Consider the following 15,098-nt stretch of genomic DNA (forward strand, 5'->3'; position numbering starts at 1 on the left):
GTCGACGCGGTGGCCCAGTTCGCGCAGGAGGCGCGCTTCTCCGGCGTCACCAGACCGGTGCGCAACCACCTGCTCGGCGTGGCCCGCGCCGACATGCCGGGCCTCGCCGCCGAGTGGGAGCAGGCGCTGCGCCCGCGGCTGCGCTCGCTCGACGACGACCTGGCCAACATCGGCCGGCACCGCTCGGGCATCGTCACGCGCCTGCACGGCATGGTGGGGGAGGCCCTGCGCACGCTGCGGCTCGCGCAGCGGCTGTCGGAGCTGCCCGAGGGCCTGTCGGACTGGTCGGGCCAGCAGTTCCTGCGCATCCGCTTCGACGAGGTCACCGACGCGGTCCTGCTCCACGAGCTCGGCGAGGTGGTCGACCGCACCGCCGGGGAACGGGCCGGGGCCGCCCGCGGGCAGCGCGACGGGATGTCGCTGCTGCTGCGCGGCGTGCGCGCGGCGATGCCCAAGGGCGTGCGGGTGGAGATGCTCAAGCCCGACGCGGTGCTGCGCACCGAGCGGCTGCGGGTCTCGGAGATCCGCGACGTGTTCTCCGGCGGGCAGCAGCTGACGGCCGCGATCGTCCTGTACTGCACGATGGCCGCGCTGCGCGCCCACCAGCGGGGGCAGGGCAGGCGCCCGCACGCCGGCGTGCTGTTCCTGGACAACCCGATCGGGCGGGCGTCGGCGGGGTACCTGCTGGAGCTGCAGTTCGGCGTCGCCCGGGCCCTGGGCGTGCAGCTGATCTACACGACCGGCCTGTTCGACGCGGGCGCGCTGAGCGCGTTCCCGCTGATCATCCGGCTGCGCAACGACGCCGATCTGCGCGCGGGGCGCAAGTACCTGTCGGTCGACGACCGCATCGCCCGCCACCTCGCCGAGCTCGACGCCCCGGACGGCACCGGGCAGGTCGCGGCCGCGCGGGTGTTCCGGCGCCCGGATCCCGTGGCCTCGTGACGGGGGTGAGCCGAGATCGCGTTCCGCGGAACGCACCCCCACCCGGACGCGGTTCCCGCTGATCGGGTGTTGCGGTACTACGCGGCCGGTCGGGTGCGTCGCATCGCGGTCGGCGTGTTCGTCGATTTCGCCCCGACGTGTGACTGCCCGCGGCCGCTGATCGCTCCTAGCCTCGGATCATGACGGGGACGCGCTCGGCCGGTGACGCCGGTGTCGCGCTGGTCGCGGTCGGTGTGGTGGTGCTCGCCGCCTGCGCCGCGGTCCCGTCGGCGGGGGGCGCCGTCGAGGGGGTCGCCGTGCCGGTGCCGGCGCGCGTGGTCCGGGTGATCGTCTCGGGGGACGTGCTGCTGCACCAGAGCGGCTGGCTGGTCCGGGGCGCGGCCCAGGCCGGTGGGGCGACGGGAGCCGGTTACGACTTCACCGACGTGTTCGCCGACGTCGCTCCGTTGATCCGGGACGCGGACCTCGCCATCTGCCATCTCGAGACGCCGCTGGCGGGGCCGGACGGCCCGTTCGCCGGCTACCCCTCGTTCGACGTGCAGCCGCAGATCGTCGACGCGCTGGCGGGTGCGGGCTACGACACGTGTTCCACGGCGTCGAACCACTCGCTCGACGCCGGGTTCGACGGCCTGGTCCGCACGCTGGACACCCTGGACGCCGGCGGGATCGGCCACGCCGGCACGTTCGCCAGCGCGGAGGGGAGCCGCACGCCGCACATCGTCGAGGTGCAGGGCGTCCGCGTCGGGCACACCTCCTGGACCTTCGGACTCAACGGGATCCCCGAGCCTGCGGGGCGGGCGTGGGCGGTCAACGACTTCGACGCGACCGTGCCGGAGCTCGACGCGATGCTGGAGGACGCGTCCCTGGCCCGCCGGGCGGGCGCCGAGCTGGTGATCGCGAGCGTGCACTGCTGCACCGAGTACAACTCCGCGCCGACCGAGGCGCAGCGGGAGATCGCAGCCGGGTTGCTCGCCTCACCCGACGTCGACCTGGTGGTCGGCCACCACGCCCACGTCGTGCAGCCGTTCGAGCGGATCGACGGCGAGTGGGTGGCCTACGGGCTGGGCAACCACGTCGCGGAGCAGAAGCCGCAGGCCACGCGGGACTCGGTGATCGCCCGATTCACCTTCACCCGCACCGCGGACGGTCGCTTCTCCGTCACCGACGCCGAGGCGTTCCCCACGCGCATCGTCAGTGGTCCGGCCGGGCTCAGCGTGGAGCGCACCGTGCCGGGCGACCCGGCCTACGAGAGGGTGGCCGAGGTGCTGCGCAGCCGGGACGCCGAGGCGCACGGCCTCGTCGTCGCCGCCGGGTGACGCGGCGTGGACCGCGAGAAGACCAGCCTGACCGGTGCGCAGGAGACCCTCCTCGCCACGCTGTACGGGCGCGCGCTCGACAGCCGGTCCGCCCGCCCGATCCTGGGCGACGACGCCGCAGCGGCCGCCGTCCGCCGGATCGACTACGACTTCCGCCGGACGGGCATGACGGCCACGACCGCGGCGGGCGTGGCGCTGCGGGCGCGGCAGCTCGACAACTGGACCAGGGCCTTCCTGGCCGCCCACCCGGAGGCCACCGTGCTGCATCTCGCCTGCGGCCTCGACACGCGGGTGCAGCGTCTCGAACCGCCGCCGTCGGTCTGCTGGGTCGACCTCGACCACCCCGAGGTGATCGGCCTGCGCGAGCGGCTGCTCCCGGCGCCTTCCGGGGACTACCGCGCGGTCGGGGCCTCGGTCACCGACGACACCTGGCCGGACGCCGTCCCCGCCGACCGTCCGACCGTGGCCGTCTTCGAGGGCCTCACGATGTACCTCCGCAAGGAGGACGGCAGGCGGCTGATCCAACGGATCGCGGGGCGGTTCCCGGAAGGCGAGCTCCTCTTCGACTGCTACGGCTCGCTCGGCATCCGCCTCCAGAAGCTGGTGCCCGCGGTCAGAACCTCCGGGGCGAGACTGCACTGGGCGATCGACGACCCGCACGAGATCGAGACGTGGCACGAGGGGCTGGAGTGCCTCGATGCGATCCGCAGCGTGGACATGCCGGGCCTGAACCGGATGCCGCTGACCGGCCGCGTCCAGATGCGGGTGCTCGCCCGGCTGCCGGGCTTCCGCGACGTCGGCCGCATCCTGCGCTACCGGTTCGGGCGCCGCCTCCCGTAGGGCACCGCGCCGCCGCCGCTTGCATCCCGTACCACGGTACGGGCCTACCGTGGCTTGGACGGGTCACGGCGGAAGGACGTGCGATGGGTGCACAGGGAGTTGGCGACGCGCAGGCATGGGTGCCCATGGATGCGTGCACGCTGCCGACGGCGGAGCGGCCGCTGCGGGTGGCGGAGTTCGACGCGCTGTTCGCGGACGCGCTGCTCGGGCACGACCGCCCGGCGCCGGGGTTGCTGCGGCTGCGCCTGGACCCAGGTCCGCGGACGGAGGCGACCGTGCGGGAGCTGACCGCGCGGGAGTCGGCCTGCTGCGCGTTCTTCGACTTCCAGCTGACGAGGAACGGCGGGGTGCTCGTGCTGGACGTGCGCGTGCCGGATGCCCGGGCCGAGGTGCTCGACGGGATCGTCCGGCGGGCCGCCGCGGTGCGGGCGGGGACGGCGTCGTGAGCGAGGGCCTGCGGTCGGGGCAACTAGCCCGCGCGGCCGGGGTGAACGTGCAGACGCTGCGCTACTACGAGCGCCGAGGCCTGCTGCCGGACCCGGGCCGGTCGCCGGGCGGGCACCGCGAGTACGGGCCGGACGCGGTCACGGCGCTGCGGTCCATCCGCGGGCTGCAGCGGCTCGGGTTCACCCTCACCGAGATCGGGGAGCTGGTCGAGGTCGCCGGCCACCGCGGTCCCCGGCCGGGGCTGCGGGAGGCGGCAGCGGCCAAGGTCGCCGAGGTGGAGGCACGGATCGGACACCTGCAGCAGATCCGCGCCACCCTGCTCGACGTCGTCGCCGCCGAGTGCGCCGACCTCGCCACGTGCTCCTGCGACTCGGCCTGCCCGATCCCGTTCGCCCCTCAGGGTTCAGCGGCATGACCGTCGTGCGCTCGATCGTCCTGTTCGTCCTCGCCGCGCTCGCGGAGATCGGTGGCGCCTGGCTGGTCTGGCAGGGCGTCCGCGAGCACCGCGGAATCGCCTGGATCGGCGCGGGGGTGCTCGCCCTGGGAGTCTACGGATTCGTCGCCACAATGCAGCCCGACGCCCATTTCGGGCGCATTCTCGCCGCGTACGGCGGCGTGTTCGTCGCCGGGTCGCTGATGTGGGGAATGGTGGTCGACGGATTCCGGCCGGACCGCTACGACATCGCTGGCGCGCTCATCTGCCTCGCCGGCGTCGCCGTGATCATGTATGCGCCCCGGCCGGTCTGACCGTGCCTCCCGGGTCGGGCCCGCGGGCCCGAGCCGGTCAGAACATCGAGGTGATGAACGTCGACATCCCCTCGGCGGCGTTCTGCATCATGTTCCCCATGCCGTGCACCGTGCCGGCGGCGCCGGAGGGTTGGGCCACGACGAACCAGACCAGGAAGGCCATCGCGGTCCAGCCGGCAGCTTTCTTGACGTTCACGGCCACCACCATTTCTTGCGATCCGGGTGAAGGTTGTTCCGCAAGGCACGTTACGGCTCGGCGACCGGGAATGCATCGGGTACGCACCCGTGTGGGTCGGCCGAACAACTGGAAGTGGGTACGAGTGGCGCGCCGAGCGCAATGTGTGATCACCCGCAGCAGCTTTCACGGATGTGATTCACCCGGTCCCGGAGGAGTGTGTGCGACGGCGCGCCGGATGGTTGGACGGCGCCGGAAACGGTCATCCCGCGCGTGGCACGGCGACGGTGGAGCGACAGGGAGGGCCATCACCATGAGTGCGGGTGCGAGGCGAGGCGACGACGAGGCGGTGTCCGCTGACAGGGCGGCGACCGACGACACCACGGCCCCACTGGCGCCCGAGCGGCCCGTCGTGGACGGGCGCGCGAAGACCCCGGAGGAGCTGCGCGCCGACGTCGACGAGCTCGGTGACGAGCTCGACGACGAGCGCAGGCAGCACATCGAGGAGCTGCGGGCCGAGGTCGGCGAGACGGTGGAGCAGCTGGCCGCGCGGCTCGACGCCCCGGCGCGGGTGGCGGCCGCGAAGGACGAGGTCGTGGCGACCGTGCAGGACCGGGCCGTCGGCCTGAAGGACCGGGTGCGGGAGCGGCCGGCGCCGATCGCGGGCGTCGCCGTCCTGCTGCTTCTGCTGCTCGCCCTGCGCCGCCGGCGCGCCCGACGGGCGGCCGGGGAGCGCTAGCGATCGCGGCACCCGCGCGGCCCGCACGCATGCGCCGACGTCTATTTGAAAATCATGTTCAAGATGGGTTGAGTGTTCGGCGAGTACCGCCATCCCTCGACCCACGGAGACGTCATGATCGACGAGCGCATCCCGGTGACCGTGCTGACCGGGTTCCTCGGCTCCGGCAAGACCACCCTGCTCAACCGGATCCTCACCGAGCGCCACGGCAGGCGCATCGCCGTCATCGAGAACGAGTTCGGTGAGGTCGGGGTGGACGACGCGCTCGTCCTCGACGCGGAGGAGGAGGTGTTCGAGATGAACAACGGCTGCATCTGCTGCACGGTGCGCGGCGACCTCATCCGCATCCTCGGGTCCCTGCTCCGCCGCCGCGACCGATTCGACGCCATCCTCGTCGAGACCACCGGGCTCGCCGACCCGGCGCCCGTCGCACAGACGTTCTTCATGGACGACACCCTGCGGGCCCAGCTGCGGCTCGACGCCATCGTCACCGTCGTCGACGCGAAGCACGTCCGCGCGCACCTCGACGAGACCAAGCCCGACGGCGTCGAGAACGAGGCCGTGGAGCAGATCGCCTTCGCCGACCGGGTGGTGCTGAACAAGATCGACCTCGTGAGCCCCCTCGAGGTCGACGAGGTGACCCGCGCGATCCGGCAGATCAACGGCCACGTCGCGGTGCTGCCGGCCGTCCGTGGCGGCGTCGACCTCGCCGAGGTCCTCGACGTGCGCGCGTTCGACCTGGACGCGGTGCTGGTCACCGAGCCCGACTTCCTTGACCCGGACGCCGAGCACCAGCACGACCGGTCCGTGACCAGCGTCGGCATCGCCACCGACGGCACGGTGGACACCGCACGGCTCGAGACCTGGCTCGGCGGGCTGCTCGCCACCCGCGGCCAGGACCTGTTCCGCAGCAAGGGCGTGCTCCAGCTCGCCGACACCGACCGCCGGTACGTGTTCCAGGGCGTGCACATGCTCCACGACGGCGAGCTCGGCGCGCCGTGGCGGCCGGGGGAGTCGCGGCGCAACCGCATGGTGTTCATCGGCCGCAACCTCGACCGTGCGGAGCTCGAGGCAGGCTTCCGCTCCTGCCTCACCGGTGCGGCCGTCGGGGCGGGTCGATGACCGCCGCCCCCGCCGCCCTGCCCTGGACGGTCGACGTCGGCGAGCCGGTCGTCGCCTGCGACGCCGTGCCCGGCGGGATCGCCGCCGGCGGTTCCGAGGGCACGATCGCGGTGGTCGACCTCGACGGCACCCGGCGGCTGCGGCTCGACCTCGGCGACTTCCTGCTCGGGCTGGCCGTGAGCCCGGACGGCACCCGGCTCGCCGCGGGCGGCGGCGGGCGCATCGCCATCTGGGACCTTGACGACGGCAGGCGCCTGGCCGAGCACAGTGCCCGCTGGTGCGCCACGCTCGCCTGGACCGCGCGATCGGACCGGCTCGCGGTGGGCGACGGGAAGCGGGTCCGGGTGCTGGACCGCGACGGGGCGCCCCGCTCCGTGTCGGCGCCGCTGGCGTCCACCGTCACCGGCCTGGCGTGGATGCGCCGGGACGGCCGCCGGGTCGCCGCGGCCGCCTACCAGGGCGTGACGATCCTCGAACCGGAGAGCGACCGGGTGGTGGAGCGGCTGCCAGCGCCCGGGGCCATCGCCGGGCTCGCCGTGGCCCCGAACGGGCGCTGGGTCGTGGGCGGCAGCCAGGACGCCACGCTGCACGGCTGGAAGGTCCCCGGCGGCGACGACTTCGCATGAGCGGGTTCCCCACGACCGTCGCCCGGCTCGCGTTCGAACCGGGTGGGCGGTGGATGGCCTGCGACGGCGGGGCGGCGGTCGCGTTCTGGGACTTCTCCGGCGCCGGGCCCACGGGGCGCGAGGCCGTGCTCGGGGAGGGCTACGACGACGCCGTCACCGCGCTCGGCTGGTCGGGGGACGACTCCCGGACGCTGCTCACCGGGGACGCCACCGGGACGGTCGCGACCTGGCGCCTGGGTCGGGCCACTCGGCCGGGCGACCGCATCCGCCCGATCGCGAGCCGTGCCACCGGGGACCCCGTCACCGCGCTCGCCGTGGCCTCCGGCCAGGTGCTCGCCGGGCACCACTCCGGCGCGCTGAGCTGCGGGCCGGTGCCGTGAGTGCTTCGCCGAACTCGGCGGAACATCTTCTTCTCGCCCGTCCGGCCGCGCATACTGGACGAACAGCCCGTAGCCGGGCGGGAGGACGCGCATGGACGTCTGGGTCATCTGGTTGGTCCTCGCGGTGCTGCTCGGCGCCGCGGAGATCTTCACGTTGACGGCGGCACTGGGCCTGCTCGGCGGCGCGGCCGGGGTCACGGCGCTCGCCGCGGCGGTCGGGCTGCCGGTGCCGTTGCAGTTCGTGGTGTTCGCCGCGGCGTCCGTGGCCGGCATCGTGCTCCTGCGTCCCATCGCGCACCGGCACCTCACGGCCCCGCGGTCCGGCGAGTTCGGGATCGACGCGCTCGTCGGGAAGCCGGGCTACGTGCTGCAGGAGGTCACCGGGCGCGCCGGCCGGGTGCGCATCGGCGGCGAGGAATGGACGGCGCGCGCCATGGACGACAGCCTCGTGATCCCGGCCGGGGCGCGGGTGGACGTCCTGCAGATCGACGGCGCCACCGCCGTCGTCTACCCCAGGGAGTGATCATGGAAGGCGTTGCGCTGCTGATCGCCGGGCTGGTGGTCGCACTGTTCGTCGTCATCACGGTGATGCGGGCGGTGCGCATCGTGCCGCAGGCCAGGGCCCGCAACGTCGAACGGCTCGGCCGGTACCAGCGCACCCTGCAGCCGGGCCTGAACTTCGTGATCCCCTACATCGACCGCGTGTACCCGGTCATCGACCTGCGGGAACAGGTCGTGTCGTTCAAACCGCAGCCGGTCATCACCGAGGACAACCTGGTCGTCGAGATCGACACCGTGCTCTACTTCCAGGTCACCGACCCCCGCGCAGCGGCCTACGAGATCGCGAGCTATCTGCAGGCCGTCGAGCAGCTCACCGTCACCACGCTGCGGAACGTCGTCGGCTCGATGGACCTGGAGCGCACCCTGACCTCACGCGACACGATCAACAGCCTGCTCCGTGGCGTGTTGGACGACGCCACCGGCAAGTGGGGCCTGCGGGTCAACCGGGTGGAGATCAAGGCCATCGACCCGCCGAAGACCATCAAGGACGCCATGGAGAAGCAGATGCGGGCCGAGCGCGACAAGCGCGCGGCGATCCTGTCCGCCGAGGGCCATCGGCAGTCCCAGATCCTCACCGCCCAGGGCGACAAGCAGGGCGCGATCCTGCGTGCGGAGGGCAACCGGGCCGCCGCGATCCTCCAGGCCGAGGGGCAGTCGCGGGCGATCGACGAGGTGTTCCAGGCCGTGCACCGCAACGACCCCGACCCCAAGCTGCTCGCCTACCAGTACCTGCAGGTGCTGCCCCAGCTCGCGCAAGGGGAGGGGAACACGTTCTGGGTGATCCCCAGCGAGGTGACCTCGGCGCTGCAGGGCGTCTCTCGCGCGTTCACCGAGGCCGTGCCGCCCTCGCCCGCCACCCGGGACCGGGGCGCGTCCGACGCGCTCGCGGCCCGGGCCGCGGAGGACGTGGCCCAGGCGGCCGAGGCCGCGGCGGAGGCGGTGGCCGACGCCGCCGAGCCCGACGGCATCGGCCCGCTCGCCGCCGCAGCCGAGCCCGAGGTACGCAGCAACGGCGACCAGCCGCGACCGTCCGGCGTCGGCGACTGACGGTGGCCGGGGCGGGGAGCAACGGGGCCGGCTCCGGGGGTGGCGGACGGCGGGGGCCGGCGCGGCGGATGCTGGCCCGCCTCGTCCGCAAGGCGTGGGACGACGACGTCCTCGGCGAGTCGGCTTCCGTGACGTTCTGGCAGACACTGTCGCTGCCGCCGCTGCTGCTGGGGCTCTTCGGCATCCTCGGCTACGTCGGCGGCTGGTTCGGCCCGAACACGGTCACCGCCGTCCAGAGCTGGATCATCGACATCACCAGCGGTGTGTTCAGCCGCAACGCCGTCGACGAGATCATCGTCCCCACCGTGGCGGAGATCCTCACGACCGCGCGGGGCGAGGTCGTCTCGATCGGGTTCATCCTCAGCTTCTGGTCGGGCTCGTCGGCCATGGCGGCGTACATCGACGCGATCACCCGGGCGCACGACCAGTACCCGGTGCGCGGCTGGCTCTGGCAGCGCAGCCTCGCGATCCTGCTGTACCTGGTCGGCCTGGCGATCGGGATCGTGCTGCTCCCGATCGCCGCGCTGGGACCGGACCGGATGCTGCAGCTGCTGCCCGACGCCGTCGAACCCGCGGCTCACGCCGTCGTGGCCGCTGTGTACTACCCCGTCGTCGGGCTCGCGCTGGTGCTCGCCCTCACCACGCTCTACCACATCGCGCTGCCGTTCAAGATGCCCTGGCACCGGGGGCTGCCCGGGGCGTTCCTCGCCGCCGTGGTGTTCCTCGCCGGCGCCACCGGGCTGCGGCTCTACCTCGACTGGATCACCGGCACCGGGTACACCTATGGTGCGCTGGCCGCGCCGATCGCGTTCCTGCTCGCCATGTTCTTCTTCGCCCTCGCCATCATCCTCGGCGCACAGCTCAACGCCGCGGTGCAGGCGGTGTGGCCGGCGCCCCTGCGCAGGCGCGGGCAGCTCGTCGAGCGGGAGGAGGACGTCGAGCGCCCGGGGCCCGACGAGGTGGCGTCGGCGGTGTGCCACCACCCCGACGCGGCCGCGGCGGCCCTGGAGTCGCTCGGCTACCGCGTCATGTCCCCGGGGGTGCGGGCCCCGCAGAACGGCGCGCGGCCCGACCGCGTGCCGGGTCAGCCCGCGAGGTGACCCCAGCGGTCGGCGAGCTGCGACCAGGTCCCGGTGGCCGCGACCCGACCGTCCTCGAGCACGACGACGCAGTCGGCGCGCGCGAGCGCCGAGCGCTTGGAGCTGCATCCCACCACCGTCACGCCTCGCCGGCGCAGCGCCTCCCACAGCTCCACCTCGGTGCGCGCGTCCAGCGCGGAGGAGACGTCGTCGGCCACCAGCAGCTCGGCGCCGGTGGCCAGGGCGCGGGCGAGCGCCAGGCGCTGCACCTGCCCGCCGGAGAGCCGCACGCCGCGGTGGCCGACGAGCGCGTCGTGACCGCCCGCCTCCTCCACGTCGACGTGCATCCGGGCGTCGGACAGGGCGTCGGTCAGCTCGCGGTCGTGGTCGAGGGCGACGTTGTCGACGAAGGATCCCGACAGCACCCGCGGCACCTGCCCCACGTACGCGACCTGGCCGGGGCGCAGGAACAGCTGCGGGTCGTCGACCTCCGTCTCGTTCCAGCGGATGCTGCCCTCGTGGTCGACCAGCCCGGCCAGGCTGGCGAGCAGGCTGGACTTCCCCGAGCCGACCCGCCCGGTGAGCAGCACCAGCGAGCCGGCGTCCACCTCGAGGCTGACGCCCTCGGCGCCCACCGTGCCGTCGTCGTGCACGGCGGTGACCTCGTCGAGGCGCAGCCGCTTGAGCGGCACCCGGCCGACCGACGGCGGTGCGGGCGCCGCGCCGGCGGTGAGGTCCACCCCGGGCGGCACCGCGACCAGGTCGATGCCGCCCGACAGGTCCGAGGTGGCCTGCAGCCAGCGCCGGGCGATGGGAACCTCGGTCACGGCGGCGCCGAACACCACCCCGAACCAGCCGGAACCGGCGACGGCCGTGCTCACCAGCAGCGCGGTGGCCAGGTCCCAGACGCCGGCCAGGTGGGCGGCCCACGCCGCCACCACGCCGAGCTGGACGAGCAGCCCCGGCACGCCCTCGAGCAGCATGCGCACCCGCTGCTCCCGGATCGCGGCAGCCACCCGGTGGGCGTCGACGCGGCCCAGGTGGGCCTGCACCGCGTCGGTCGCGGCGGCCAGCTTGACGGTGCGCGCGGCGTCGAGGGCCGACACCAGCGCGCTGCCGAACCGGGCCCTGGCGTCCCCGGCCTCGCGGCCCGCCGCCCCGGCGAGCGGGGCGCCCACGGCCGACGCGGCGGCGGACAGGACCAGCACGCCGCCCACCACCGCCCCGGCCAGCAGGCTCTGCCCGGCCACGGCCGTCACCACCACCACGACCACGCCTGCGGCCACGTCGACCCAGCGGTCGACGTACCAGACCAGTCGGTCGGAGTCGAGCGCGCGGGCCACGACCTCGCCGGCGGGGGTGCGCGCGAGCCGCCGCTGCATCGTCTGCCCACGCAGCACGGCCAGCCGCATGCGCAGGGTCACCGCCGACCACCACAGCGGGTAGAGCCGGAACGCCAGCCCGACGGCGAGCGGCGCGAGCAGCAGGGCCACGGTGAGCGCCGCCGCAGCGCCCCACGGGGTGGCGCCGCGCTCCAGCGCGGCGACCAGCATCCCCCACAGCCATCCGGTGACTGCGCCGTGCGCGCCGGCCAGCGCCGCGGTGAGGAACGCGAGCGCGCCGACCACACCCCACCGCGGGTGCGCGAACAGCGTGCGCACCACGGTGCGCGCCAGCCGGATCCGCGTCGGCGCGGGCGCGGGCTTGGCCGTGCGGCGCTCGCTGCGGCTGACCAGCGCGCCGGTCTCCGCGGCGGGCTCGGTGTCCCCGGCGGCGAGGAGCAGCTCCCGGAACGGTCCGGGTTCGGCGGCCAGGCGCGCCCGCTCGCCGTGCTGCACGACCCGGCCGCGGTCGAGCACCGCGACGGTGTCGCACCGCCGCGTGGTGGACAGCCGGTGGGCGACGACGACGCCGGTGCGCCCGGCGAGCAGCCGTTCGGCGGCCCGGGTGACCCGGCGCTCGGTCTGCGGGTCCATCCGCGCGGTGGCCTCGTCGAGCACGACGACGGAGACGTCGCGGATCAGCAGCCGGGCGAACGCCACGAGCTGCTCCTCGCCCGCCGACAGCGTGGTGCCGCCGGTGCCCAGGCGGGTCTGCAGCCCCTGCGGCAGCGACGCCACCCACTCGGTCAGCCCGAGCGCCTCGACGGCGTCCTCGACCGCGTCGCGGGGGGCATGGCCGAACAGCGTGATGTTGTCCTCGAGCGTCGCGGCGAGGATCTCGGTGCGCTGCGTGACCACGCCGACGGCGCGGCGCAGATCGTCCACGGCGGTGGCGGTGACGTCCTGCCCGGCCACGAACACCGTGCCCGGTGGGGGCTCGACCGCGCGCGACATGAGCTTGGCCAGGGTCGACTTGCCGGCGCCGGTACGTCCCACGAGCGCGCAGGTCGTGCCGGCCGGGATGGTGAAGTGCACCGACTGCAGCGCGAAGCCACCGGGGTAGCCGAAGCTGAGATCACGGAACTCCACGTCGGCCGCGCCCGGCGGGACGGGTGCGCCGCCCACCGGCTCCTGCGGCGCGGTCAGCAGCCCCCGGATCCGCTGCAGCGCACCCAGCCCGGCCTGCACCTCGGGGAGCTGGTTGGTGACCTGGTTGAGCTGCCCGACGAACGCGGTGACCAGCAGCCACAGGGTGACCAGCTCTGCCACCCCGAGGCCGCCGCCGACGAGCGCCACCCCGGCCACCGCCACCGCGGCGAGCATCGCGTGCAGGACCAGCCCGGTGCGCAGCCCGACCTTCGTGGACGTGGAGCAGGTGGCCGCGACGCGCCGCAGCACCTCCCGCGCGAGCAGGGCGTAGCGGCGCACGACGTGCGGCTGGCCGAGCGAGGCCCGGACGTCGTCGCGGCCCGCGACGGCCTCCTCCAGCTGCGCGGAGTGGTCGGACCAGGCCGCCTCCTCGGCGAGCTTGCGCTCGGCGAGGACCCGGGTGAGCGGGCGCACCAGCACCACCGCGAGCAGCGCCACCAGGGGGAACGCGATCCAGGCCGGCCACCAGGTGAACCCGGCGACGATTCAGGCGAGCACCGAGCGCGTCGCGGCCCGGCCCAACCCCCAGCCGCTGCGGCGCAGCAGCACACCGACCTGGCGGGCGTCGTCGTCGACGCGGTCGAGGACCTCGCCGACGGCCTGTTCCTCGAGCGCGGGCAGCGGCTGGTGGAGCGCGGCGTGCAGGAGATCGGCGCGCAGCGTGCCCTCGGCGCGCCCGACGACGCCCGAGAACGTGGTGCGGGCGGCGGTGTCGAGCAGGGTGCCGCCCACCAGCAGGGCGGCGAGCAGCCCGACCAGCCCGGCGGTGAGGTGTTCGGCCACCTGCCCGGCCGCCACGGTGGCGAGCGTCTCGGCGACGGCGGCCACGACGGCCACGACGACGGCGGCGGCCGAGGCCCGCTCGGTCAGCCGCCGCCAGGTGAGCGGCTGCGCGCGCACGGGTCCTCCTCCTGCGCCCCCGGCGGTCGCCGGAAGGACGGTCACGATCATGCGGTGCCGCCCACGCTAGCCGCCGGGGGCGACAGGCCGCCTCGGGTTTTCGTCCGGTGGCACCCGCCGTGGACCACGGTCCTCACCCCGGGAGGAGTGATCGTCGTGAGTGTGCGGTTTGCGCGGTCGGGACCGCAGCGACGGCCCGCTCGCGGTGATCGCGGCCGGGAGCGGCGTGGTGATCGTCGTGAGTGTGCGGGTTCCGCGGTGGGGGCCGCAGCGACGGCCATCTCGCGGTGATCACGGGTCCGGGGTGGGGTGATCGTCGTGAGTGTGCGGTTTTCGCGGTCGGGACCGCGACGGCGGCGATGTCGCGGCGATCACGGGCGGGGGCGGCGTGGTGATCGTCGTGAGTGTGCGGTTTCCGCGGTCGGGACGGCGATGACGGCCATCTCACGGCGATCACGGGTCCAGGGTGGGGGTGATCGTCGCGAGTGTGTGGTTCCGCGGTGGGGATCGCAGCGACGGCCCTCTCGTGGTGATCGCGGCCGGGGGCGGCGTGGTGATCGTCGTGAGTGTGCGGTTTCCGCGGTCGGGACCGCGACGGCGGCGATGTCGCGGCGATCACGGGTCCGGGGTGGAGTGATCGTCGTGAGTGTGCGGGTTCCGGGGTCGGGATCGCAGCGACGGCCCTCTCGCGGTGATCACGGCCGGGGGTGTGGTGATCGTTGCGAGTGTGTGGTTTGCGCGGTCGGGACTGCAGCGACGGGCATGTCTCGGTGATCACTGGTCGCGTGCGGGTTCGTGATCGCCGCGAGTGGGCCGGTTGCGCGCTTCGAACCGCAGCGAGGGCTATGTCGAGGCGATCACGGGTCGGGCCGGTCCGACCGCGCCTCAGACCAGCGGGCTCGCCGCCAGCACCCGGACGGCCTCGGCCACCGCGGCGCGGCGGGCCACGCGCACCGCCATCTCGATCGGGCGCAGGGCCTCGCGGCGGGCGGTGGCCGCCGGCGCCGACAGCGCGCCGCCGGGCTCGTCGACGGACGCCGCGGCGAGGATGGCCTCCACCTCGTCGGCCTGCTGTAGCACCCGCAGGGCCTGCGCGGGCATCCCGGCCGGCCAGAGGGCGGTGGGCCGGGCGCGCAGGGCGGCGGCGATCTCCTCACGCACGCCGGGGCGGTGCCGGGCCACGCCGAGCGAGGTGAGCACGGACGTGGACTGCCGCACCGCGTCGCGCAGGTCCCGCTCGGCCTGGTTCAGCGCCACGAACTCCGGCGGCGGGCCGGGCTCGGGCACCCGGTAGACGGTCCAGCGCAGCACGCCGTCGGCGATCGGGGTGGGCACGACGCCCAGGCCGGCGTCGGGGAACAGCACGCCCTCGCCAGCCGCCGTCGCCTCGCGGCTGAACACCCCGGGGCCGGGGAGGCCGCGGACGTCGCCGGGCGCGGGGAGGACCAGGCGCGCCGGTCCGGCGGCCCCGCGGCCCCCGGTGGCGCGGCGCAGCGCGGCGAGCAGGAACGTCACCGACGACACAGGCGCTCCGGGGGCCGGCAGCGTGGTCGCGTCGGCGGAGTCCGGGTCGGCGGCCTGGACGTCGTGGGCCCCGGCTCGACAGCATGCTCCGGGCCCGTGCCGCGGCCCGTCGCCCCCGGCAA

16 protein-coding genes and 1 pseudogene are annotated in these 15,098 nt (G+C 74.6%); 13 read left to right on the forward strand and 4 right to left on the reverse strand.

The features are described 5' to 3' along the window. The 6 genes and pseudogenes from KME75_RS32795 to KME75_RS32820 all read left to right on the forward strand — a co-directional run. Window positions 1-942, forward strand: a pseudogene (locus tag KME75_RS32795) (hypothetical protein); the annotation flags it as partial. Between the two features lie 179 nt (window positions 943-1,121). Then, window positions 1,122-2,258 carry a CapA family protein gene (locus KME75_RS32800; RefSeq protein ID WP_219418827.1) on the forward strand — a complete coding sequence of 379 codons (1,137 nt, stop codon included), beginning with the start codon at window positions 1,122-1,124 and terminating at the stop codon, window positions 2,256-2,258. Window positions 2,259-2,264: 6 nt separating this feature from the next. Further along, entirely contained in the window at window positions 2,265-3,098 is an 834-nt protein-coding gene (locus KME75_RS32805; protein ID WP_219418828.1) for a class I SAM-dependent methyltransferase, read from the forward strand. A gap of 83 nt (window positions 3,099-3,181) precedes the next feature. Continuing rightward, window positions 3,182-3,544, forward strand: a complete 363-nt coding sequence (locus tag KME75_RS32810) for a hypothetical protein (RefSeq protein ID WP_219418829.1) — start codon at window positions 3,182-3,184, stop codon at window positions 3,542-3,544. After that, the gene (locus KME75_RS32815) at window positions 3,541-3,960 is read left to right on the forward strand and encodes a MerR family transcriptional regulator (RefSeq protein WP_219418830.1); all 420 of its coding nucleotides are present in this window, start codon (window positions 3,541-3,543) and stop codon (window positions 3,958-3,960) included. The genes KME75_RS32810 and KME75_RS32815 overlap by 4 nt, the downstream gene beginning before the upstream one ends. Then, the gene (locus KME75_RS32820) at window positions 3,957-4,292 is read left to right on the forward strand and encodes a YnfA family protein (protein ID WP_219418831.1); all 336 of its coding nucleotides are present in this window, start codon (window positions 3,957-3,959) and stop codon (window positions 4,290-4,292) included. The genes KME75_RS32815 and KME75_RS32820 overlap by 4 nt, the downstream gene beginning before the upstream one ends. A gap of 37 nt (window positions 4,293-4,329) precedes the next feature. Here the strand turns inward: KME75_RS32820 and KME75_RS32825 are convergent, their stop codons facing one another. Then, on the reverse strand, window positions 4,330-4,488 hold the full coding sequence (locus KME75_RS32825; protein WP_219418832.1) for a hypothetical protein: 159 nt from the start codon (window positions 4,486-4,488) through the stop codon (window positions 4,330-4,332). A 328-nt stretch (window positions 4,489-4,816) separates the two neighbouring features. Here KME75_RS32825 and KME75_RS32830 point away from each other — a divergent pair, with 328 nt between their 5' ends. The 7 genes from KME75_RS32830 (at window position 4,817) to KME75_RS32860 (ending at window position 10,042) form a co-directional block, all read left to right on the forward strand. Continuing rightward, window positions 4,817-5,206: a DUF3618 domain-containing protein gene (locus KME75_RS32830; RefSeq protein ID WP_219418833.1), complete on the forward strand. Its 390-nt coding sequence runs from the start codon at window positions 4,817-4,819 to the stop codon at window positions 5,204-5,206. Between the two features lie 114 nt (window positions 5,207-5,320). Continuing rightward, window positions 5,321-6,328: a CobW family GTP-binding protein gene (locus KME75_RS32835; protein WP_219418834.1), complete on the forward strand. Its 1,008-nt coding sequence runs from the start codon at window positions 5,321-5,323 to the stop codon at window positions 6,326-6,328. Next, on the forward strand, window positions 6,325-6,954 hold the full coding sequence (locus tag KME75_RS32840) for a WD40 repeat domain-containing protein (RefSeq protein WP_219418835.1): 630 nt from the start codon (window positions 6,325-6,327) through the stop codon (window positions 6,952-6,954). Before KME75_RS32835 ends, KME75_RS32840 begins: the two co-directional genes overlap by 4 nt. Then, complete coding sequence (locus KME75_RS32845) at window positions 6,951-7,334, forward strand: WD40 repeat domain-containing protein (RefSeq protein ID WP_219418836.1); 384 nt, start codon at window positions 6,951-6,953, stop codon at window positions 7,332-7,334. The genes KME75_RS32840 and KME75_RS32845 overlap by 4 nt, the downstream gene beginning before the upstream one ends. 91 nt (window positions 7,335-7,425) lie before the next feature. Continuing rightward, a complete protein-coding gene (locus KME75_RS32850; RefSeq protein WP_219418837.1) occupies window positions 7,426-7,857 on the forward strand; it encodes an NfeD family protein in 432 nt (143 codons plus the stop codon). A 2-nt stretch (window positions 7,858-7,859) separates the two neighbouring features. Next, window positions 7,860-8,942: an SPFH domain-containing protein gene (locus KME75_RS32855; RefSeq protein WP_219418838.1), complete on the forward strand. Its 1,083-nt coding sequence runs from the start codon at window positions 7,860-7,862 to the stop codon at window positions 8,940-8,942. Between the two features lie 68 nt (window positions 8,943-9,010). Further along, entirely contained in the window at window positions 9,011-10,042 is a 1,032-nt protein-coding gene (locus tag KME75_RS32860) for a YihY/virulence factor BrkB family protein (protein WP_219418839.1), read from the forward strand. Here KME75_RS32860 and KME75_RS32865 read toward each other — a convergent pair. The 3 genes from KME75_RS32865 to KME75_RS32875 all read right to left on the reverse strand — a co-directional run. After that, on the reverse strand, window positions 10,027-12,990 hold the full coding sequence (locus KME75_RS32865; RefSeq protein ID WP_219418840.1) for an ATP-binding cassette domain-containing protein: 2,964 nt from the start codon (window positions 12,988-12,990) through the stop codon (window positions 10,027-10,029). The genes KME75_RS32860 and KME75_RS32865 overlap by 16 nt on opposite strands. Before the next feature lie 48 nt (window positions 12,991-13,038). Further along, window positions 13,039-13,452: an ABC transporter transmembrane domain-containing protein gene (locus tag KME75_RS32870; protein ID WP_219418841.1), complete on the reverse strand. Its 414-nt coding sequence runs from the start codon at window positions 13,450-13,452 to the stop codon at window positions 13,039-13,041. Window positions 13,453-14,337: 885 nt separating this feature from the next. Next, a partial coding sequence (locus KME75_RS32875; protein WP_219418842.1) for an Rv1486c family protein occupies window positions 14,338-15,098 on the reverse strand: 761 nt, incomplete at its 5' end.

It is taken from the genome of Pseudonocardia nigra, assembly GCF_019396355.1.
In the GTDB taxonomy this organism is placed as follows: Bacteria; Actinomycetota; Actinomycetes; order Mycobacteriales; family Pseudonocardiaceae; genus Pseudonocardia; species Pseudonocardia nigra.

What these genes read in the sequence shown, in the direction of transcription:
- KME75_RS32800 (WP_219418827.1), top strand. Translation starts at nt 1,122, where the DNA reads ATGACGGGGACGCGCTCGGCCGGTGACGCCGGTGTCGCGCTGGTCGCG.
- KME75_RS32810 (WP_219418829.1), top strand. Translation starts at nt 3,182, where the DNA reads ATGGGTGCACAGGGAGTTGGCGACGCGCAGGCATGGGTGCCCATGGAT.
- KME75_RS32820 (WP_219418831.1), top strand. Translation starts at nt 3,957, where the DNA reads ATGACCGTCGTGCGCTCGATCGTCCTGTTCGTCCTCGCCGCGCTCGCG.
- KME75_RS32835 (WP_219418834.1), top strand. Translation starts at nt 5,321, where the DNA reads ATGATCGACGAGCGCATCCCGGTGACCGTGCTGACCGGGTTCCTCGGC.
- KME75_RS32840 (WP_219418835.1), top strand. Translation starts at nt 6,325, where the DNA reads ATGACCGCCGCCCCCGCCGCCCTGCCCTGGACGGTCGACGTCGGCGAG.
- KME75_RS32845 (WP_219418836.1), top strand. Translation starts at nt 6,951, where the DNA reads ATGAGCGGGTTCCCCACGACCGTCGCCCGGCTCGCGTTCGAACCGGGT.
- KME75_RS32850 (WP_219418837.1), top strand. Translation starts at nt 7,426, where the DNA reads ATGGACGTCTGGGTCATCTGGTTGGTCCTCGCGGTGCTGCTCGGCGCC.
- KME75_RS32855 (WP_219418838.1), top strand. Translation starts at nt 7,860, where the DNA reads ATGGAAGGCGTTGCGCTGCTGATCGCCGGGCTGGTGGTCGCACTGTTC.
- KME75_RS32860 (WP_219418839.1), top strand. Translation starts at nt 9,011, where the DNA reads ATGCTGGCCCGCCTCGTCCGCAAGGCGTGGGACGACGACGTCCTCGGC.